This window comes from Nonlabens tegetincola (assembly GCF_002117085.1).
GTDB classification, from domain to species: domain Bacteria; phylum Bacteroidota; class Bacteroidia; order Flavobacteriales; family Flavobacteriaceae; genus Nonlabens; species Nonlabens tegetincola.
This window is the reverse complement of the sequence record NZ_CP019342.1, coordinates 450,865-471,485: the sequence shown is the minus strand read 5'-3', so window position 1 is coordinate 471,485 and position 20,621 is coordinate 450,865. Positions and strand designations below refer to the sequence as shown.

Here is a 20,621-nt window from a genome sequence, read left to right as displayed (position 1 = left end):
TCAATTGTAAAATATAAGTACTCAATTGTCATCTATCCTTATAACTAGCATTAACACATTGAGAATGCATTGTATATTTACGACAATGAGACTATTTATACTCCTGTTACTTGTATTGATTTATAGCTGTAATAAATCTGATCATAATAATTACGGTCCTGTTTTTAAGTATAACGAGCATGCTGGTGTCACAAGTTTAGATCCTGCATTTGCTAAAGACCAACGCAATATGTGGGTTTGTAATCAATTGTATAACACACTCGTCAAATTGGATAAGGATTTAAATGTGATTCCTGATCTTGCAAAAAGCTGGAACATTGACAGCACAGCCACAAACTACACTTTTATCTTAAGGAACGACAGCTATTTCTATTATCCTAATCAAGATAAAAAGGAACGTGTTAAAGCCAGTGATGTCGCCTATAGTTTAAATAGATTAAAAGACGAAGCACTAGCCAGTCCAGGTTCTACTATAGTAAGTAATATTGAGACTATCGAGGTGACCAATGATAGTGTGTTAAACATTAAACTGAAGCAAGCGTTTCCTGCTTTTTTAGGCTTAATGAGTATGCAGTATGCATCTATATTATCTGAAAATGCAATTGAAGTTCTCGAGTTAAATCCTAGAAGTCAGCCAGTAGGTACTGGTCCTTTCTATTTAAAAAGATGGGAAGAAAACGTAAAAATGGTATTGCGTAAAAATAAATCTTATTGGGAAACCGATTCACAGGGAAACCAGCTTCCTTATCTTGAATCAGTAGCGATTACTTTTAAGCCAGATAAACAAAGTGAGTATCTTGAGTTTGCTCAAGGAAATCTTGACTTTATTAACGCTATTGATGCTAGTTATAAAGATGAATTGTTAACCAGCACTGGTGATCTCAAAGAGAAACATCAAAAAGAAATCACACTAGCTAAAGCACCATTCTTAAATACAGAATATCTAGGAATTAATTTAAAGTCTAAAAATCCTGCATTGCAGTCAAAGAAAATAAGAACTGCCATAAATATAGGGTTTGATCGTGGCAAAATGATTACCTATTTAAGAAACAACATAGGAATACCAGCAACGCGTGGTTTTATTCCTGCTGGTTTACCAGGTTCTCAACAAGCACCAGAGCTCATTTATAATAGGAAAAAAGCTCGTGAATTGGTAAATGCTTATAAACAAGAATCAGGTGCCAGTTCGGTAATTATCAATCTAGCTACCAGCGCAAATTATTTAGACCTTTGTGAGTTCATCCAAAAAGAATTAGAAAAAATTGGTATTACTATACAAATTGAGGTAATGCCGCCAGGAACTTTAAGACAATTGCGTAGTAAAGGACAATTAGAAATGTTTCGCAGTAGCTGGATTGCCGACTATCCAGACGCTCAAAATTACCTAAGCTTATTTTATTCTAAAAATCATACACCATCAGGTTCAAATTATAGTTTTTTTCATGATGACCACTACGATGCTTTATACAAAGAAAGTATTGTCACAGCTAGTGTAGACGAACGAGTGATACTGTATAAAAAAATGGACAGCATCATTAATGAAGAAGCTCCTGTAATACCTCTATACTATGATGAAAGTACCAGATTTTACCCAAAAAATATAATAAACCTAAAAGCAGATCCGACCAATATTCTTGATCTTATATCGGTAAAAAAATTAAGTAAGTAATAATTTACGCGACTTATATAAAAAATGCGTTTTCTGTTCTTCATTTTATGCCTTATGCTAACCACTACTCATACTATAACACCAGATAAAAATGATGCTAAAAATTGGTATGTAATTAATGATGGCGTGATGGGTGGATTGTCAAAATCTAATTTTGAGATTACAGGTAAACAACTACGATATTACGGTCATGTATCAACAAGAAACAATGGTGGTTTTGCCTCGTTGCGATATAATGTAAAACCTTTAAATATTAACGAGGTTAAATCCTTCAAGCTCACGATAACAGGAGATGGTAGCGATTATGAATTTAGGTTGAGAGCTGCACAAGATTCCTGGATATCCTACGTATATAAATTTCAAACAACTGGTGAAAAGCAAACCATTAATTTTACCGTAAAAGATTTAAAACCTCAATACCGCGGTAGAAAATTAAATAAAGAAGTTTATAATGGAAAACAGCCCATTGAAATTGGGCTGCTTATTGGAAATAAGAAGGAACAAGATTTTGAAATCCTGTTCCATAACTTAGAAATTATAGAGTAAGACTTAGTCCTAATATGATTTGACTAGGTCTAGTATCAAGTGTACCTAGAGATCCTACATTGGTGAACTCGGCTTCGTTTTCTGTAAAACCACGTTCATAACGCACATCAATACCCAGATTACCTAAATTAACGCCTACTCCAAATTGTGCTCCTATGGTGAAATCCTCTTCTACGTCATCAATATCAACATCCTCAAGGTCAGTATCTAGAATATACTGAAAACTAGGCCCTGCAAAAATATGGAGAGGTCCTATAATATTGACACCTACTAAAACAGGAGCATCCAATTTATTTACTTCAAATCCTAGCCCATTATACTCACTATTCAATTGAGTATACATTAATTCTGGTCTTATGTAAATAGCTCCTAAATCTATTTTCCCAAAAACACCAACGTGAAATCCTATTTTTTCATCAGGATTATCAATAATAGTTTGACCGTCTTGAGATAAATCTCCTGTAGACCCATAATTAACTCCTGCCTTTAGTCCTACTCCTCCATCAGTTTGAGCTTGAGCAAAATAAACAGACATCAAGGCAATTAAACAAATCAATTTTCTCATAGCAATTTTTCTTTTGTTAACGTTCAAACTTACTATTTATTCTCTTTGCATTTCTTTGAGCTTAAAAAGCTTAATTTATTTTTAACATGAAATAAATCTAATCGTAAGAGTAAAATAATATATTTGTACCTACAATTAATTCAATTGTAATTAATGAAAGAAAACAAAATGCATATTCCGCTTTCGCGAAAGCTAACTACTACAATCATCAAGAAGGGTACCGACTTTACTGATGAAGTAAGTAGCGCAATAAAAGAGCAAGGAATAACCCTTCAACAATTTAATGCATTGCGTATTTTAAGAGGTAGAAATGGTAAACCAGCCAGTTTACAGGATGTAAGCAAGGACATGATTCACGCTAATTCTAATACCACTAGAGTAATCGATAAATTAGTTACAAAAAAATTGGTAAAACGAGTACAATGTCCGTCAGATCGCAGACAAATTGAAATTACCATAACTCAAGAAGGATTAAATCTGCTGACTATCCTTGACCATCAAGTGGACGAAAAAGAAAGCGAAATCACTCAAAACCTTAACGACGAGGAGAAAAAACGATTAATTGCCCTTCTTATGAAGCTTTAAAAAATTTAAATAAATATATGTATGTACAATTAATGTAAAAACAATTAAAATGAATCTAATTTTTAAATCGACTGTTGTTCTAGCTATAGTAGCTGCAACATTCACAAACAATGTTAACATGAAAAAAATAAATACTGAAAAAAGCACCGCTGTATGGACCGGTAAGAAATTTGGTGGACAGCACACAGGAACAATTAATCTAACATCAGGAACTTTAGAGTTTGAAAATGATAAGATTAAAGGTGGAAGTTTTGTAATTGACATGTCTAGTCTAGTAGTTACAGATCTAGAAGGAGAAATGAAAGATAAATTAGAAGGTCACTTAAAAAGTGATGATTTTTTCTCAACGGCAAATCATCCACAAGCCACTCTAGATTTTACGAGTATTGATAACAAGGAAGGATATGCGACAATCACTGCAGATTTGTCAATTAAAGGTATTACTCACCCAATAACTTTTGATCTTACTTATAATAATAATGAAGCTACCACTACCCTTGTTATAGATAGAAGCAAGTACAACGTAAAATATGGGTCTAAAAGTTTTTTTAAGGGATTAGGTGACAATTTTATCTACGATAATTTTGAGGTTGAAGTATCCTTGATTTACTAGCAACTTTTCACATTGAATTATTACAATCAATTAAATCCCACGAATGCTATTCGTGGGATTTTAATTTTATACAACAATAAGGTGCGTATAGATTATGATACTTTTTAGTAAACTCTTGCGTCATACTAGTACATTTGTAGGAATCTTATTTTTATGAAAATCTATACTAAAACAGGTGATAAAGGAACCACTGCTTTATTTGGAGGCACAAGAGTACCTAAACATAATTTAAGAATTGATAGTTATGGTACGGTTGACGAGCTCAATTCATGGATAGGTTTATTGAGAGACCAACCAGTTTCAGCGTCTACTAAAAAAATTCTTATCGATATACAAGATCATTTATTTACAGTAGGTGCTATACTAGCAACGCCACCAGAAAAAGAAAAATTGAAAAATGGTAAAGACCGCCTTAATATTTCCAAAATAGCCGATGAAGATATATTAATGCTAGAACAAGAAATGGATAGAATGAATGAGGATCTTCCGCCTATGACTCACTTTATTCTTCCTGGCGGACATCAATCGGTGTCATTTTGTCACATTACTAGAACCGTATGTCGAAGAGCGGAGCGTTTAGCTAGTGAATTAAACGAAAATACTCCTATTGACGAGCAGGTTTTAAGGTATTTAAACAGACTGTCTGACTACTTATTTGTCTTGGCACGTAAATTGTCATTTGATTTGCAAGCCGAAGAAATAAAATGGGTCCCAAAAAAGTATTAAGAATCAGTTGATTTTAAATCAGCATTCACAAGTGGGGTAACTGAGTCTATAACACTGGGCACAAAACATTTTGATTTTCAAAAGCTTGTACGCTCTTTGCAAATCTTGAATCATTAATAAATAATAACTTGCATAAATCGACGATAAGTTTATTTTTGCAAAAATTAACGAGTAAAATTATGTATTGGACGCTTGAACTAGCATCATATTTAAGTGACGCTCCTTGGCCAGCTATGAAAGATGAGCTTATTGACTATGCCATACGTACAGGGGCACCTTTAGAAGTGGTTGAAAATCTTCAAGCAATTGAAGATGAAGGTGAAATATATGAGTCTATTGAAGAAATATGGCCCGATTATCCTACCGATGAGGATTACCTCTGGAACGAGGATGAATATTAAAAAACAATTACATCATAAAAAAGTCTCGCAAAGAGACTTTTTTTTGCTTGAATTTAGGATATTAGCAAAGGTAGTATTCATTTTTTAAACTACTATTAATCAATTAAGTAACAATATATGGGACTATTAGATTCCGTTTTAAAAATCTTTGTTGGAGATAAAGCAAAGAAAGATATTAAAGATTTACAGCCTTATGTGAATCAAATTCTTTCCTTTGAGAAGGAATTAAGTTCTCTTTCCATAGATGAATTAAGAGCAAAAACTCAAGAATTTAAAGATAAAATTCAAGCTGCTAAAAAGGATACTTTAGAGCAAATTGAAAATCTTAAACTTCAAGTAGAACAAGAACAAGACATCGATAAAAAGGAAGATTTATATAATGAGATCGACCAATTAAATGATGTTGCTTATGATCAAACAGAAGCTGTTCTAGAAGAAATAATGGCCGAAGCTTTTGCTGTTGTTAAAGAAACTGCAAAACGTTTTGTTCAAAATGAAGAATTGATAGTACAGGCTTCACCTAGAGACCGTGAACTTTCTGCTGTTAAGGATTATGTTCGATTAGAAGGTGACAATGCTATTTGGGCCAATTCTTGGGATGCGGCTGGTAAAGCAGTTACTTGGGATATGATTCATTATGATGTACAGCTTATTGGTGGTACGGTACTTCACCAAGGAAAAATTGCCGAAATGCAAACTGGTGAAGGTAAAACACTTGTAGCTACTCTTCCTGTTTATCTTAATGCCTTAACTGGTAATGGTGTTCATGTAGTTACCGTTAACGATTATCTAGCAAAACGTGATAGTGCCTGGATAGGACCTATTTTTGAATTCCACGGACTTACTATCGATTGTATCGATTATCACAAACCTAATTCTGAAGAACGTAGAAAAGCTTATCTAGCAGATATTACTTACGGTACCAATAACGAGTTTGGTTTTGATTATTTGAGAGACAACATGGCTCACTCGCCAAAGGATCTTGTTCAACGTAAACACAACTATGCAATCATTGATGAGACCGATTCTGTTTTAATTGATGATGCGCGTACGCCTTTAATCATCTCTGGTCCTATTCCAAAAGGTGGTGATCGTCAAGAATTTGACATGTTGAAGGCTCCTGTCGAGAATGTGGTAACCATTCAACGTAGAGAATTAACGCAAACACTTGCACAAGCCAAGAAATTGATTAATGACGGTGACACTAAAGAAGGTGGTAAATTACTTTACACCGTTTATAGAGGATTACCTAAGAATAAAGCATTAATAAAATTCCTAAGTGAAGAAGGAAATAAAACTTTACTTCAAAAAACTGAGAATTTTTACATGCAAGATAACAATCGTGAAATGCCAGAGATTGACAAATCTCTTTATTTCGTGATTGATGAAAAGAACAATCAGGTTGAATTAACCGATAAAGGTATTGAGCATTTATCAGGTACCGAAGATCCAGAATTCTTTGTACTTCCTGAACTAGGTATCGAGATTGCCAAAATTGAAAAAGAAGACATTTCTGCCGAAGAACAAGCTGAAAAGAAGGAAGATCTATTTCGTGAATACTCGATTAAATCAGAACGTATTCATACTCTAAATCAACTTCTTAAAGCTTACACTCTTTTTGAAAAAGATGTAGAATATATAGTTGCAGAAGAAGAAAAAGAAACTGCAAAAGGGATTACACGTGAAATGTCTGTAAAAATCGTTGATGAACAAACAGGTCGTGTAATGGAAGGACGACGTTACAGCGATGGACTACACCAAGCAATTGAGGCAAAAGAAAATGTAAAAATTCAAGACGCCACACAAACCTTTGCTACCATTACGTTACAAAACTATTTCCGTATGTATAAAAAACTATCGGGAATGACAGGTACAGCAATTACTGAAGCTGGTGAATTCTGGGAAATCTATAAGTTAGATGTTGTTGAAATTCCAACTAACAGACCAATTGCTCGTGACGATAGACAAGACTTGGTTTATAAAACTAAACGTGAAAAATATAAGGCAGTAATTGATGAAGTTTTATCTTTAAGAGAACAAGGAAGACCTGTTCTTATAGGAACAACCTCTGTTGAGATTTCAGAATTATTAAGTCGTACATTACAACGTGCAGGAATAGAACACAATGTTCTTAATGCAAAACAGCATAAAAAGGAAGCTGATATTGTCGCTCAAGCTGGTAACCCAGGACAAATAACCATTGCTACAAACATGGCTGGTCGTGGTACAGATATTAAACTATCAGATGAAGTTAAGAATGCAGGTGGTCTTGCCATAATTGGTACAGAACGTCATGATTCTAGACGTGTAGATCGCCAGTTAAGAGGTCGTGCTGGTCGTCAAGGTGATCCAGGTAGTTCACAGTTCTATGTCTCTCTTGAGGATAATTTAATGAGGTTATTCGGATCAGAGCGTATGGCGAAAACTATGGACCGATTAGGAATGAAAGAAGGTGAAGTTATTCAACATTCTATGATTTCTAAATCCATTGAACGAGCACAGAAAAAAGTAGAAGAAAACGCATTTGGTGTGCGTAAAAATCTTCTTGATTATGATGATGTAATGAACACGCAACGTGAGGTAATTTATAAACGCCGTTATAATGCCTTATTTGGAGAACGTCTTGCTGTAGATATCGCAAACATGATCTATGATATCGCCGAAGATGTCACTACAAGTAATAAACTTGCTCAAGACTACAAGAATTTTGAATTTGAATTGATAAGATTTTTCTCAATGAGCAGTCCTATCAATGAATCAGAATTCAAGTCAAAATCTGATCAAGAAATCACAGGTATCGTTTATAAAGCAGCATACAACCATTATAAGGATAAAATGGAGCGCACTGCTCAAGAAGTGTTTCCGGTAATTAAAAACATTGTAGAAAATGATGAACGCAATTATGAACGTATTGCAGTTCCTTTTACTGATGGTATAAAAACACTTAATGTAGCGACTAACCTTAACGATGCTTACGAGAGCGAAGGGAGAACTCTGGTTACAGATTTTGAGAAAAACATTACGCTAGCCATAATCGATGACTCTTGGAAAAATCATCTACGTCAAATGGATGAATTACGCCAAAGTGTGAGACTAGCTGTCCATGAACAAAAAGATCCTCTACTTATTTACAAATTTGAAGCCTTTGAACTTTTCAAACAAATGGTCGATAAAGTAAATAAAGAAGTAATAGGATTTATGTTCAAAGGTGACCTACCTACTAGAGACACTTCAAACATAAGTGAAGCAAGAGAAAGAAAGACTGAAAAAACTACCACTCAAAAAGAAGAAGTTTTGAACAGCGATGAGCGAGCAGCACAAGCTAGATCAGTTGGAGCAGGTGCTAGTCAACAACGTCCACAAGTTACTGAGACCATAACCCGTGAACAACCTAAAATCGGTCGTAATGAAAAGGTAGTGATTAAGAACGTGATGACAGGTGAGACTAAAGAAGTTAAATTTAAACAAGCAATCCCTTTAATAAACAAAGGTGAATGGGTGGTTCAAGGTAAAGCATAATTGTACCTATCACCATAAGATAAATCCTCAACATTTTTTGTTGGGGATTTTTTTATTCAGTAAACCCAGTTAAAATATTATTAGTTAACAACTTACTAACTACAAAAGGTATATTCATTTTATAGTTTTAAATAAAAAATGAGTGATAAGAGTAATGAAGAAATTTATGACGAGTTCTATGATGCTGTAAACATGACTCCGAGTGAACTAGAACAATGGTTAGATACCGACAAATCAAAAAGTGTAGGTCAAGATAGTGGTGATGGAGAATCAAAAGGTCATAAGTCTGGACGTAAGATTATAACTATCAAAAACAAGAAAAAGGACGACCTCAATCAAAATGACTACGAGCACATGAATAAAGTGATAGGATATATTCACAGGCACACAGCTCAAAAACCAGACAGCGATATAAAAGAAAGCGACTGGAGATACAGTCTTAAAAATTGGGGACACGACCCTTGTAAAGAAATGAATTGTTAAGATTGTTCAGTAATAGTAGTATTTTAGTGGTTGAAAATCTACCATTATGAAACCTCTATTACGAAATATTATAGCATTACCAGCGGGAATAATCGCTGGTGGATTACTCAACAGCGGTATCGTCTTTATAGGTAACGCAGTTTTTCCCACAGGAATCGATCCTAATGATTATGAAGCCTATGCACAAGTCATTCCTACTCTATCGATGGAATACTTCATCTTCCCATTTTTGGCGCATGCTTTAGGAACCTTGTTTGGCGCATACATTGCTTCAAAAGTTGCTGTATCATACCAACTACTTTGGTCTTTATTAATTGGTGGGTTTTTCCTAGTTGGCGGTATTACCGCTATTTCAATGTTTGGAGGACCTACCTGGTTTATGATACTAGATTTAACAATTGCCTATATACCTATGGCTTATCTAGGCTATAAATTTGCATCCAAATAACTTTTATGAGTTTAGAGCACCTTAATCCTAAATCCTGGCAACGCAGGAAAAAACCTTCCTCACAAGAAGTTTTTGAGAAATTAAGAAAAGGAGATATAAGTGCTTTAAGTAGAGCAATAACTGGTGTTGAAAGTAAAGCTAGTGAGGATTATGCTTTCGCGAAAGCGTTACTACAACAAGCACTACCCTATTCAGGAAACTCCTTTAGATTAGGAATAACTGGCGTTCCAGGAGCAGGCAAATCAACATTTATAGAATCTCTAGGAATTCATTTAATCAAATTAGGCTTTAAGGTAGCTGTACTAGCTATTGATCCCAGTAGTAGTGTTTCCAAGGGAAGCATACTAGGAGACAAAACTAGAATGGAACAATTGGTTAAAAGTGAATTTGCTTATATAAGACCTAGTCCAGCAGGCGAAACTCTAGGTGGCGTGGCAAGAAAAACCAGAGAAGCCATCTTGCTGTGTGAGGCGGCAGGATTTGACTTTATTTTGGTAGAAACTGTTGGAGTCGGTCAAAGTGAAACTGCGGTTCACAGCATGACTGACTTTTTCCTTCTCCTTAAACTCGCAGGCGCTGGAGACGATTTACAAGGGATTAAACGAGGAATCATGGAAATGGCCGATGCTGTTATTATTAATAAAGCTGATGGTGATAATAAAAAAGCGGCTTTACATGCCAGAAGAGAGTTTCAAAATGCGTTGCATCTTATAAATCCTAAATCCCATCAATATCCAGTTAAGGTGCATTTATGTAGTGGATTGCACAATGAAGGCATTGAAGAAATTGCTCAAGAGATTGCATCATTTAGACAACATAGTAATCAAAACGGTAGTTTACTGGAACGTCGTAATTCACAAGAATTATACTGGTTACACCAAACTATAGAAGACAGATTAAAAGAAGCATTCTATTCAAGATCTGAAATAGTAAATCAAATTAAAGAGATAGAAACTTCTGTTGTTAACCGTAAAATATCGGCATTTGATGCAGCCGACAGATTACTTTCTCTCTAACTGACAATTAGTATCAACAACAAGCAGGCAGCAGTAATGCTTATAGATGAAAATATAAGTTGCACCCAATTTTTGTAAATTCTAGATAGGTGCTGATTTGCAAAAAGAAAGAGAAAAACTGGTAACAACCACAAACTATATTGGTATTCTTGAACTATTATCTGGGCATATTCCATAGTGACTGATTGCATTTTAAAAACAAAATACAGTACTATAAAAAAATAGAACAATACTTGTGTTGCTCCATATCTCGCAAATCTTGAAATTCTTCTATCGATATGATTAATATGGGAAGTAAGCCATAGATAGACGGTAATTAGATAACCTAGACAAAAACTTAACCCAGATAAAGCATATAGTATTGAACTATCTTTTTGCCTATCTATGATAAAACCATCGTATATACGGTAATCATTATTGAAACTTAAAAAAGAATCTATATAAAAAAATAAGTAAAAACCATAAAATAGAATAAGCCCTACAACAAAACCTATCAAGATGGAAAAATAAAACCTAGTTCTACCAATACTGTGTATTGTAAAACTAGGTCTTGAATATTTAAATGTTTTTTCAAACACTGACTGTATTAATAAAAGTCTACTGAGCCTGTTGAAATGTCATACATACCACCAACTAATAAAACATCTTCATCTTCTACAAGTTCTCTGATTACCTCACTTTTTTTAAGGATGTTTTCAATCGTCATCAATACGTTTTGTTTAGCGACAGCATTTACAAAATCAATATTTTTAGAGGTACGTTGGTCTTCTTCTTTTGGCTCCTTTACAGCCTCAACGGCTGGTTCTAATTTATTAATCAATGTGGTAAGGTTACCCATACGTGCATGATCACAAGCACCTTTAATGGCACCACATGCAGTATGACCTAATACTAAAATAACTTTGGTCCCAGCAAGTTTAGTAGCAAACTCCATACTTCCCAAAATATCTTCATTAACAAAGTTTCCTGCAATTCTTACACTAAATAAATCTCCAATCCCTTGATCAAAAATATGCTCGGCGCTTACCCTACTGTCTATACAATGAAGTACAGTAGCAAATGGGAATTGTCCAGTGCTAGTTGATTGTATTTGTTCGTTGAAATTTCGTGAAATTTGTTGTTGCCCAACAAATCTTTGATTTCCTTCTTTTAATTCCTTTAAAGCGGCTTGCGGAGTCATCGCCGCTTGTGTTTCTTTATTTTGTGTAATCATCATTAATAATTAAGCTGATTGTAATTTTTTTCGTTTAAAAAACTCGATAAAACTATCGGGATTTTCTACCGTACCTCTTTGTGAGTATAGTTTTATGTAGATGTTTCTATTTTTAGCTTTTGTCCCAAAATCCTCTAAAATTTCGATAACATCGTGATCTAGATAAACTGTATTACGCACGTCTATCTCTAGGAAGGTATCTTCTGGTATGCTATCTAATTCTTTTAAAATAGTTGCTTTATTGAAGAAAGTCACTTCTTCAGCAAAAGTCATTTTTATCTTATGCTGGTTGTCCACCTCAGCTTCTTTTTTATGTAGAAAATGACTGTTCTTAAAACTTTGATATAGAGTAAACACTATTCCTATGGCCAGCCCTACTCCTACTCCTGCAAGGAAGTTAAAATATAAAACTATCACAGTTGCGATAAAGGGTATAAACTGTCTCCATCCTGCTTTCCACATTGCTGCAAAAGTTTTTGGATTAGCAAGTTTATATCCTACTATTAATAATATAGCTGCAAGAACCGAATTAGGGATCATGTTAAGTATGGTAGGGATTGATATAACTGATATCAAAAGGAAGAAACCATGGATTATTGCACTCATTTTAGTACGTCCACCACTTTGAACATTGGCACTACTGCGCACAATAACTTGAGTAATAGGCAATCCTCCTATTAAAGAAGAAAGTACGTTACCAGTTCCTTGAGCCAGTAATTCTCTGTTAGTTGGTGTAACTCGTTTTTGAGGATCTAGTTTATCAGTAGCTTCCACACACAATAAAGTTTCAAGACTAGCTACAAGTGCAATCGTAAAGGCAGTTATCCAAACTGAAAAATTACCTAAATCACTAAAATCAGGAAAAGTAAATTGACCAAAAAAGTCATCCATACTGGATGGCACAGGAACATTTACTAGGTGTTCATTGGCAATACCATATACGGTATTATCTTGAGTAAAATAATAGTATAATATTCCTACTACCACGGCTACCAAAGGGCCTTGAATTAAGTGGAACACTTTAGACTTTTTAACTAACACGTTACTCCATAACAACAAAATTGCCAATGAAATTACAGCTATTATAGTTGCACCAGGACTGATAAATTCACCAATCTTTCCTATTTCAGAAAAAGTGGTTTCTCCGTCTAATTGAAAAAACATCCAATCTCCTTGAGGATCTTTATCTAACCCGAAAAAATGTGGGATTTGTTTAGTGAAAATAATAATACCAATACCTACTAGCATCCCTTTAATCACACTACTAGGAAAGTAGTATCCTATAACACCTAGCCGTACAACTCCAAAAACTATTTGGATAACACCAGCTATCACTGCTGCGGCTAGAAAGGTTTCATATCCTAATTCACTAATAGATGCCAATACAATTGCAGCAAGCCCAGCTGCTGGACCGCTTACTCCAATTTGAGAACCACTAAGAGCTCCAACTACTATTCCTCCTATAATACCAGCTATTATTCCCGCAAAAGGCGGTGCACCGCTGGCTAGCGCTATTCCTAAACAAAGTGGTAGTGCAACAAAAAACACTACGATACTTGCAGGTAAATCTGATTTTAAATTTTGTAAATACTTGGTTGTAGACATAATACGTTTTTTTTACATGCCTGAGCATGGGTAATACTAAATAAAGGGTAGAAATATTACGCGATGACTGGCGGCGGCAATTGGATTTGCCTGATGGGAGAATCCCAATTAAATGCATTATGATGACTAATCGAGCTTTTCACCTTGTAAGATGGTATCGAAATGGATAAGATAGAATAAAATAAAAGTGGTAGTTGGTTTTCTTTCTCTATCTCGTTAAGAGAAATTTGTTCAGAATCTAATTCGATATCAATATCATAAACTAGTTCTGATTTACTTACTTGATCCATTAAAGTAGGAATAACAGGTAATGAGATCAAAGCTAAAGCTAAGATCACCGCACCTATCATATATAGTCTTCCTAACTGCATATGGGGTAAATATAAACTATTTTTATAACTACTATTAACATATTTAATAGAACAATATAGGGCATAAAAAAAGCCACCTTAAAGGTGGCTTAGATATTTATTAATCAGATTACTTACTTCAAAGTAACACCTAATTTTGCTGCTACTGCTGGTGTAAGATTAACAGACTCATCTGCAAACAACACTGCACTTGCATTTACGACAAGTTTAAAACCTTTTTCTTTGGCAACGGCCTCTATTGCATCATTAACCCTTTCTAGAATTGGGTCTAACAACTCTTGACGTTTAAGACCTAGTGTTCTTTCTGCACTTTGAGCACTACTTTCTAATTCCTTTTGTAATGCATCTGCTTGTGAAGCATACTGTTTCATTTGTTCTTCCGTAACTCCAGGAGCACTTGCTTTATATTGTAAATCGGCTAATTTTTGTTTTGCATTTGCCTCTGCTTTTTGCAAGTCGCTGCCTAAACTTTTATTCAATTTTTGAATTTCTGCATTTGCCGCTTGCATCTCAGTCATTGAAGCTAGTAGATAATCAGAATTCACATAGGCAGTCTGTGCCATTGCCATTGAACCTATTAAAAAGAATAATAAAAATACTTTTTTCATTTGTAGTTATTTAAGGTTTGCAAGATAAACAACATGTCACACCTTGCATATTATTTCACTCAGACATTTCAATTATGATGCCGTAAATATAACCTGCTGAAATAGTGATTATTACGCTTTCGCGAAAGCGTAATAAGTACTCTCCTTAACATTAATTAACCTATTACTATAATGGAAAACGGCTCAAAAGATGTCGTTACCTTTTCTTGCGACGGCGATTGGCATTCTTATCGCCACGTGTTTTGGGCTTTTTATACTTAGCCGCCATTTTGCGACGGTAACTACCACCTTGATTTGTTTTTTTGTTTTTATCCTTTTTTTCATGGAAAGCGGCACCACGCTCTTCTTCTTCTACTTTATTAGGATTGAAAATTTCTCTGACCTTGGGTTTTTCTTCAGGAGTTTTTTGTTTTGACACTTCAACTTCATCAGGAAAGGCAACTTCTGGAATAGAATAATCCATAAGTTGTTCAATAGCTTGTTTTGATTCTATCTCCTTTTCAGTGTAGAATAAAATAGAATTACCAGCATTTTGAGCCCTACCAGTACGTCCTATACGATGCATGTAGTTTTCAGGAAATGCAGGTACATCGATATTAATAACGTGTGAAATTCCCTCAATATCCAGTCCACGTGCCATTACATCTGTAGCTACAAGAATACGACAATCACCGTTTGTAAATGCCTCAATAGATCGCAAACGATAATTTTGTGTTTTGTTGGAATGAATAACTGCTACTTCATTACCGTAGTGAGGTAGGATGACCTCATGCAACCTATCGGCACTACGTTTATTATCTACAAAAACCAGTACTTTACTATAAACCTCGTGATCACTTATAAGATGCATGAGTACATTTACCTTAGTATAAAAGTTAGGTACTGCTATACATTGTTGATTTATGTTATCCAGCCTTGTTCCAGAAACTGCTACAGACACCTTGGTAGGGTTGTAAAAATAGTCCTCGATAAAGGCTTCTATTTGATCAGTCATTGTTGCAGAATACATGATATTCTGTCTTTTATTAGGTAAATGATCAAAGATATTGGTAAGTTGAAATCTAAACCCTAAATCCAACATCACATCTACCTCATCGATAACCACCTTTTTGCAATGTTTAAAACTTATAGATTGATGTACTATAAGATCATACAACCTTCCTGGAGTTGCTACTACAATATCAACACCATTTGCCAGAGCTTTCTTTTGCGTGTTAATATTAGTGCCTCCATAAACTCCTTGAACCCTTAGCTTCATTTGCGCTGAATAGGATTTAATATTATCCACTACCTGCACTACTAATTCACGGGTAGGCACGAGCACCAAGATTCTAGGATCATCGATTTGTGCATAGGGTAAAGAATTAAGTAAGGGAAGCATGTAAGCAAGAGTTTTCCCTGTACCCGTTTGGGCAATACCTATAACATCACGTCCTGATGCTACCACTGAATAGGACTTTTCCTGTATAGGAGTCATGGTTTGAAAACCTAGGTCTTCTATACTTTTACGCAGCGGTGTTCTAAGTTCTAATTCAGTAAAGGTATTCATGGTTTATTGCTTTCTAGAGTGCAAAGGTAAATTAATCTATTTGACCACTATTATTTAGTCATGCAGTCAAATAGTTAATCGTAATTTATAATTCCTATTAATCAACTTTTAAATTCATTAATAGTTGGGTTTCATAGGAATATTTACATTTGTTCAGGAACATCGATTCCTAGCAGTGAACAAGCGTCCTTGATTACTAACGCTGTTTTGTAACACAACAACAGTCTAAACTGTTTTAAATCGGCATTTTCCTCTTCAACAATCTTAGGGACATTTTGATAGAAAGAATTAAATTCTCGTACTAGCTCATACGTATAATTGGCAATACTAGCCGGATTTAATTTTGTAGCAGCATTGTGGATCACATCAGGGAATTGCTCAATTGTTTTAATGATTGCAATATCCTTGTCGGTGATATCTAGATCACTATTAGCATTTAACTTAGTAGAATCAAATTGAGCCTTCTTTAAAATAGATTTAATCCTAGCATGTGCATATTGAATAAAAGGACCTGTGTTTCCTTGAAAATCAACAGACTCTTCAGGGTTAAACATCATGTTCTTAACTGGGTCAATTTTAAGCATGAAGTACTTGAGAGCGCCTAGTCCTATAATTTTGAAAAGGTCTTCTTGTTCCTGTGCAGAAAGTCCATCAAGTTTACCTTGTTCAAGAGCTATTTTACGGGCAGTAGCTGTCATCTCTTCCATTAAATCATCGGCATCTACAACGGTTCCTTCACGTGACTTCATTTTACCTGATGGTAATTCAACCATTCCATAACTAAGGTGATGCAGGTTTTCGGCCCAATCATACCCCAGTTTCTTTAAGATTAAAAACAAGACTTTGAAATGATAATCTTGCTCATTTCCTACTGTATAAACCATAGCGTTTATAGGGTGATCCTTAACACGCTGAATAGCAGTACCTATATCCTGAGTCATATAAACGGCAGTACCATCACTACGTAGTACTAGCTTTTCATCCAATCCTTCATCTGATAAATCAATCCAAACTGAACCATCATCTTTCTTAAAGAAAACGCCTTTTTGCAAACCTTCTTCAATGATGTCTTTACCCAGTAAATAGGTATTACTCTCATAGTAAAGACTATCAAAGCTTACTCCTAGATTATTATAAGTCACCTCAAACCCATCATAAACCCAGCCATTCATTTTTTCCCAAAGAGCAACTGTTTCTGGATCACCAGCTTCCCATTTCCTTAGCATTTCTTGTGCTTTAAGTAAGGATGGAGCTTGTTTTTCTGCCTCTTTAGGATCTATACCTTCATTAATGAGTTGAGCTATTTCTTCCTTGTATTGTTTATCAAACTTTACATAATAATTCCCAACTAGTTTATCACCTTTTAATCCCGTACTTTCTGGAGTTTCTCCATTTCCCTGTTCTTGCCAGGCAAGCATGGATTTACATATATGGATACCTCTATCGTTTATTATTTGTGTTTTATTCACACGTCTACCCGATGCTTCTAGAATTTGCGCAACACTATAACCTAATAAGTTATTTCTTATATGACCTAGGTGTAGTGGTTTATTCGTATTAGGTGAACTATATTCAACCATAATACCTGGTGAGGAATCATCAACTGGAGTAAAACCGTACTTAGAATTACTTAGCATTTCATTGAAAGCGATAATAAAGACAGCGTTTGTCAAGGTTACATTCAAAAATCCTTTGATTACCTCGTAGCTACCGATGAGCTCGGTATTTTCTTGTAAGTACGCTCCTATTTGTTCACCTATGACTGCTGGATTACCTTTAATTTGACGCAACATTGGAAAAACCATAATGGTAAAATGGCCATTTTGATCTTTGCGAGTTAGAGTTACCTCAACTTTTTCTAGATCAACTTGAAACAACTCTTTAACTGCTGTTTTAGTAACATTTTCCAACTGATGGATCACAGACATAGTATAGTAATTTAGGCCTGCAAAGGTAGTATTTCTAAACAGATAATGGAATAGAAAAAAGACTTGTGAACTAGGGTATTATAGACAAGATACTAGGGTTATTAAATATTTCTATTTAATTGTTACGCTTTCGCGAAAGCATAAAACCTCAAACATTATTTCATTCTTAAAAAAACACAGCTACCTAAATGTCTTTTATTAATATCTATTGAAAGGATTAATCAATAAAACAGACTCAATTAAAAACAATATGCTGTACAACGTCTCCTATAACAAGCCTGAAATTCAACGTAAACTACGACAGGAAGTTGGTGTACCGCTTTCCTTAAAAGAGCGCTGGAAATTAAGAGGTTCTGGATCACCTAAACTGAACATCACAAGTTGCAGCATTCATATTCACAATCTACTCGTGCTTGACAATAATGCCAATATTTGTAATGTAGAAATACTCGAAAAAGGAATTATTGTGAGATTTAGATCGCTTTTGGAGACTTTTGCCTTACCCATTCCTTTTTATAAACTAAGTATCTATAAAGGTGAAGCCGATGTCTATTCTATTTATAGAGATAATTATTTCATTAAAGTAAAGGCTAATCATAAGAGCATTCACAAATTTTTTCAAAAAGTATTGCAACGCAAGGAAGAGCAAGGCTACACTTTTATTGACGATTTGTAGTACTATATTTGAATCATGAAACGTTTTTATTTATACTGTTTAATGATTGCGTTATTCTCGTTTTATTCTTGTAATGAGAATGATAGTCAGGACAACTACAATGAACCCACAATCTTTTATAAAGGTATGGACTTATCCTTTCTAGAAGAACTAGAACAATCAGGATTGCAATTTAAGGACGAGAATAGTAATGTCATATCAAACAATTATGCATACTTATCTAGCAAAGGCGTTAATCTCGTAAGAATTAGATTGTGGTTAAATAATCCAAACGGATTATACGACCTAGACCATCTAAAAAGACAAGCTTTACGCGCCCAAGAAAACGGCATGGAATTTTTACTGGACTTTCACTATTCCAGCACATGGGCAGATCCAGGTTCACAGCGCATACCCAGTAATTGGAGTAATTATAGTCATCAAGAATTAACAGTCGCAATAGAAAACTATAGTAAAAATGTTTTACAAGAATTAAACGATCAAGGTACGTTACCAAAATTTGTTCAAATAGGAAATGAGACTGATAATGGCTTTTTATGGCCTATTGGAAAGATATACGACAGTGGTAATGAAAATTGGAATAATTACATTGATCTAACTAAAGCTGCAATTAATGGTGTTAAAAGAGTATCTCCTACTTCAAAAATTATTATTCACAAGGCAGATATTGCAACTAGCGAGTACTTTTTTCAGCAGCTTACAGATAGAAACGTTGAATTTGATGTTATAGGATTGAGTTATTATCCGTGGTGGCAAACTACTAATCTGGATGACATTGAACAAAAATTAGAGGAATTAGCACAAAGTTTTAATCAAGAAATATTGCTAGTAGAAACTGCCTATCCTTTTACCTTAAACTGGAATGATAATAAGAACAATATAGTAGGACTTCAAAATCAACTTATCCCAGAATACGGCGCCACACCATCAGGACAGCGTAATTATTTATTGCGTATTCATAATACAATTAAAAAGCTTCCTAAAAATAAAGGAATAGGTTTTTGTTACTGGGCACCTGACTGGGTTGCAGTAGCACCTGGTGTTTCTACTAGCACACAGGGAAGCAGTTGGGAAAATTTAGCCTTATTTAATTTTGAAAATCGAGTGACACCTGCCATTGAGATATACGCGATTGAATAATCGTTTTGATATGTAACATATTGTGACGTTCTTGCACTAACCATTCAAATCAAAAGAACATCAATTATGTTATTAAGCCTTAAAAATGTTTCTAAAACTTATAAAAACGGTGTAAAAGCACTGGATAATGTAAGTATTGATATTCACGCTGGAATGTTTGGATTACTAGGTCCTAATGGAGCTGGAAAATCTTCATTAATGCGTACTATCGCCACCTTACAAGCACCAGATGGAGGTTCTATTCATCTAGATGATTTAGATATTCTTAATAACAAAATTGAATTTAGAAAAACCCTGGGATATCTACCTCAAGAATTTGGGGTATATCCTAAAATGAGCGCTCACGATCTATTACATTATTTTGCCCAACTTAAAGGAATTTCAAACAGTTCAGAAAGAAATGCAATTGTAGACAAAGCTCTTGAAGTTACCAATTTAAGTGATGTAAGACATAAACATGTAGCTGGGTATTCTGGAGGAATGAAACAAAGGTTTGGAATTGCTCAACTTTTACTCAACGATCCTAAATTAATAATAGTTGATGAACCTACAGCTGGTCTAGATCCTGCAGAACGTCATAGATTCTTAAATGTCTTAAGAGAGATAGGAACAAATCATATTGTAATTTTTTCTACACACATTGTTGATGATGTGAAAGAATTGTGTACTGATATGGCCATTTTAAATGGTGGTAAAATTCTTGCACAAAACACACCGAAAAACCTGGTTAAGGCATTATCGGGAACCATATGGAAAACCACGGTAACCAAGGATCAATTACCTACTTATGAAGCGTCTTATAATATAATTTCATCCAGTTTTGATGAAGATAGCAATCTGGTAATTAGAGTAATGAACGATACACAACCAGCTCCAGAATTTATCGCTACTGATGCGTCTTTGGAAGATGTGTATTTCACAACATTAAAACAGGAACAACAAATAGAATTAAACTCATAA

The 20,621-nt window shown here is 34.6% G+C and carries 20 protein-coding genes; 13 read left to right on the top strand and 7 right to left on the bottom strand.

Annotated features, from left to right (window positions below; translation table 11 throughout):
• The first annotated feature begins 64 nt into the window (after positions 1-64).
• Together BST91_RS02440 and BST91_RS02435 are read left to right on the top strand one after the other, a co-directional pair.
• Positions 65-1,669, top strand: coding sequence for an ABC transporter substrate-binding protein (locus tag BST91_RS02440; protein ID WP_211280400.1), 1,605 nt, complete (start codon positions 65-67; stop codon positions 1,667-1,669).
• A 54-nt stretch (positions 1,670-1,723) separates the two neighbouring features.
• Positions 1,724-2,215 (top strand): CIA30 family protein, encoded by a 492-nt coding sequence (locus BST91_RS02435; protein WP_169709754.1) that lies wholly within the window; start codon positions 1,724-1,726, stop codon positions 2,213-2,215.
• Here BST91_RS02435 and BST91_RS02430 read toward each other — a convergent pair.
• Positions 2,205-2,780, bottom strand: coding sequence for a porin family protein (locus BST91_RS02430; protein ID WP_042279103.1), 576 nt, complete (start codon positions 2,778-2,780; stop codon positions 2,205-2,207). The genes BST91_RS02435 and BST91_RS02430 overlap by 11 nt on opposite strands.
• A 153-nt stretch (positions 2,781-2,933) precedes the next feature.
• Between BST91_RS02430 and BST91_RS02425 the strand changes: the two genes are divergently transcribed.
• From BST91_RS02425 to meaB, 8 genes are all read left to right on the top strand, one after another.
• Positions 2,934-3,365 (top strand): MarR family winged helix-turn-helix transcriptional regulator, encoded by a 432-nt coding sequence (locus tag BST91_RS02425; protein WP_060522934.1) that lies wholly within the window; start codon positions 2,934-2,936, stop codon positions 3,363-3,365.
• A 49-nt stretch (positions 3,366-3,414) separates the two neighbouring features.
• Positions 3,415-3,978, top strand: a complete 564-nt coding sequence (locus BST91_RS02420) for a YceI family protein (protein WP_244895668.1) — start codon at positions 3,415-3,417, stop codon at positions 3,976-3,978.
• 153 nt (positions 3,979-4,131) lie between these two features.
• A complete protein-coding gene (locus BST91_RS02415; protein ID WP_085774333.1) occupies positions 4,132-4,704 on the top strand; it encodes a cob(I)yrinic acid a,c-diamide adenosyltransferase in 573 nt (190 codons plus the stop codon).
• Positions 4,705-4,883: 179 nt separating this feature from the next.
• Complete coding sequence (locus tag BST91_RS02410) at positions 4,884-5,105, top strand: DUF2795 domain-containing protein (RefSeq protein WP_042279049.1); 222 nt, start codon at positions 4,884-4,886, stop codon at positions 5,103-5,105.
• Between the two features lie 117 nt (positions 5,106-5,222).
• A complete protein-coding gene (secA, locus tag BST91_RS02405; protein WP_085774332.1) occupies positions 5,223-8,624 on the top strand; it encodes a preprotein translocase subunit SecA in 3,402 nt (1,133 codons plus the stop codon).
• A 138-nt stretch (positions 8,625-8,762) separates the two neighbouring features.
• Positions 8,763-9,107, top strand: a complete 345-nt coding sequence (locus BST91_RS02400; RefSeq protein ID WP_085774331.1) for a DUF3140 domain-containing protein — start codon at positions 8,763-8,765, stop codon at positions 9,105-9,107.
• 46 nt (positions 9,108-9,153) lie between these two features.
• Positions 9,154-9,555, top strand: a complete 402-nt coding sequence (locus BST91_RS02395; protein WP_042279046.1) for a hypothetical protein — start codon at positions 9,154-9,156, stop codon at positions 9,553-9,555.
• 5 nt (positions 9,556-9,560) lie between these two features.
• On the top strand, positions 9,561-10,571 hold the full coding sequence (gene meaB, locus BST91_RS02390; protein ID WP_085774330.1) for a methylmalonyl Co-A mutase-associated GTPase MeaB: 1,011 nt from the start codon (positions 9,561-9,563) through the stop codon (positions 10,569-10,571).
• A 586-nt stretch (positions 10,572-11,157) separates the two neighbouring features.
• Here the strand turns inward: meaB and BST91_RS02380 are convergent.
• The 6 genes from BST91_RS02380 to argS form a co-directional block, all read right to left on the bottom strand.
• Positions 11,158-11,784: a carbonic anhydrase family protein gene (locus tag BST91_RS02380; RefSeq protein WP_042279101.1), complete on the bottom strand. Its 627-nt coding sequence runs from the start codon at positions 11,782-11,784 to the stop codon at positions 11,158-11,160.
• A gap of 9 nt (positions 11,785-11,793) precedes the next feature.
• Complete coding sequence (locus BST91_RS02375; RefSeq protein ID WP_042279042.1) at positions 11,794-13,389, bottom strand: SulP family inorganic anion transporter; 1,596 nt, start codon at positions 13,387-13,389, stop codon at positions 11,794-11,796.
• A 56-nt stretch (positions 13,390-13,445) separates the two neighbouring features.
• A complete protein-coding gene (locus BST91_RS02370) occupies positions 13,446-13,760 on the bottom strand; it encodes a hypothetical protein (RefSeq protein ID WP_157546876.1) in 315 nt (104 codons plus the stop codon).
• A 113-nt stretch (positions 13,761-13,873) separates the two neighbouring features.
• Entirely contained in the window at positions 13,874-14,368 is a 495-nt protein-coding gene (locus tag BST91_RS02365) for an OmpH family outer membrane protein (protein ID WP_042279037.1), read from the bottom strand.
• 196 nt (positions 14,369-14,564) lie between these two features.
• Entirely contained in the window at positions 14,565-15,917 is a 1,353-nt protein-coding gene (locus tag BST91_RS02360) for a DEAD/DEAH box helicase (RefSeq protein WP_085774327.1), read from the bottom strand.
• 143 nt (positions 15,918-16,060) lie between these two features.
• Positions 16,061-17,845, bottom strand: coding sequence for an arginine--tRNA ligase (gene argS / locus BST91_RS02355; protein WP_085774326.1), 1,785 nt, complete (start codon positions 17,843-17,845; stop codon positions 16,061-16,063).
• Positions 17,846-18,095: 250 nt separating this feature from the next.
• On the opposite strand from argS, the gene BST91_RS02350 reads away from it, so the two are divergent.
• The 3 genes from BST91_RS02350 (at position 18,096) to BST91_RS02340 (ending at position 20,621) form a co-directional block, all read left to right on the top strand.
• A complete protein-coding gene (locus tag BST91_RS02350; RefSeq protein ID WP_085775660.1) occupies positions 18,096-18,521 on the top strand; it encodes a hypothetical protein in 426 nt (141 codons plus the stop codon).
• 15 nt (positions 18,522-18,536) lie between these two features.
• Entirely contained in the window at positions 18,537-19,661 is a 1,125-nt protein-coding gene (locus BST91_RS02345; RefSeq protein WP_085774325.1) for a glycoside hydrolase family 53 protein, read from the top strand.
• 66 nt (positions 19,662-19,727) lie between these two features.
• Positions 19,728-20,621 carry an ABC transporter ATP-binding protein gene (locus tag BST91_RS02340; RefSeq protein WP_060522945.1) on the top strand — a complete coding sequence of 298 codons (894 nt, stop codon included), beginning with the start codon at positions 19,728-19,730 and terminating at the stop codon, positions 20,619-20,621.

Excerpts from the sequence above, each read along its gene's own strand:
- BST91_RS02440 (WP_211280400.1), top strand. The coding sequence starts at position 65 with ATGCATTGTATATTTACGACAATGAGACTATTTATACTCCTGTTACTT.
- BST91_RS02435 (WP_169709754.1), top strand. The coding sequence starts at position 1,724 with ATGCTAACCACTACTCATACTATAACACCAGATAAAAATGATGCTAAA.
- BST91_RS02430 (WP_042279103.1), bottom strand. The coding sequence starts at position 2,780 with ATGAGAAAATTGATTTGTTTAATTGCCTTGATGTCTGTTTATTTTGCT.
- BST91_RS02425 (WP_060522934.1), top strand. The coding sequence starts at position 2,934 with ATGAAAGAAAACAAAATGCATATTCCGCTTTCGCGAAAGCTAACTACT.
- BST91_RS02420 (WP_244895668.1), top strand. The coding sequence starts at position 3,415 with ATGAATCTAATTTTTAAATCGACTGTTGTTCTAGCTATAGTAGCTGCA.
- BST91_RS02415 (WP_085774333.1), top strand. The coding sequence starts at position 4,132 with ATGAAAATCTATACTAAAACAGGTGATAAAGGAACCACTGCTTTATTT.
- BST91_RS02410 (WP_042279049.1), top strand. The coding sequence starts at position 4,884 with ATGTATTGGACGCTTGAACTAGCATCATATTTAAGTGACGCTCCTTGG.
- secA (WP_085774332.1), top strand. The coding sequence starts at position 5,223 with ATGGGACTATTAGATTCCGTTTTAAAAATCTTTGTTGGAGATAAAGCA.
- BST91_RS02400 (WP_085774331.1), top strand. The coding sequence starts at position 8,763 with ATGAGTGATAAGAGTAATGAAGAAATTTATGACGAGTTCTATGATGCT.
- BST91_RS02395 (WP_042279046.1), top strand. The coding sequence starts at position 9,154 with ATGAAACCTCTATTACGAAATATTATAGCATTACCAGCGGGAATAATC.
- meaB (WP_085774330.1), top strand. The coding sequence starts at position 9,561 with ATGAGTTTAGAGCACCTTAATCCTAAATCCTGGCAACGCAGGAAAAAA.
- BST91_RS02380 (WP_042279101.1), bottom strand. The coding sequence starts at position 11,784 with ATGATTACACAAAATAAAGAAACACAAGCGGCGATGACTCCGCAAGCC.
- BST91_RS02375 (WP_042279042.1), bottom strand. The coding sequence starts at position 13,389 with ATGTCTACAACCAAGTATTTACAAAATTTAAAATCAGATTTACCTGCA.
- BST91_RS02370 (WP_157546876.1), bottom strand. The coding sequence starts at position 13,760 with ATGCAGTTAGGAAGACTATATATGATAGGTGCGGTGATCTTAGCTTTA.
- BST91_RS02365 (WP_042279037.1), bottom strand. The coding sequence starts at position 14,368 with ATGAAAAAAGTATTTTTATTATTCTTTTTAATAGGTTCAATGGCAATG.
- BST91_RS02360 (WP_085774327.1), bottom strand. The coding sequence starts at position 15,917 with ATGAATACCTTTACTGAATTAGAACTTAGAACACCGCTGCGTAAAAGT.
- argS (WP_085774326.1), bottom strand. The coding sequence starts at position 17,845 with ATGTCTGTGATCCATCAGTTGGAAAATGTTACTAAAACAGCAGTTAAA.
- BST91_RS02350 (WP_085775660.1), top strand. The coding sequence starts at position 18,096 with ATGCTGTACAACGTCTCCTATAACAAGCCTGAAATTCAACGTAAACTA.
- BST91_RS02345 (WP_085774325.1), top strand. The coding sequence starts at position 18,537 with ATGAAACGTTTTTATTTATACTGTTTAATGATTGCGTTATTCTCGTTT.
- BST91_RS02340 (WP_060522945.1), top strand. The coding sequence starts at position 19,728 with ATGTTATTAAGCCTTAAAAATGTTTCTAAAACTTATAAAAACGGTGTA.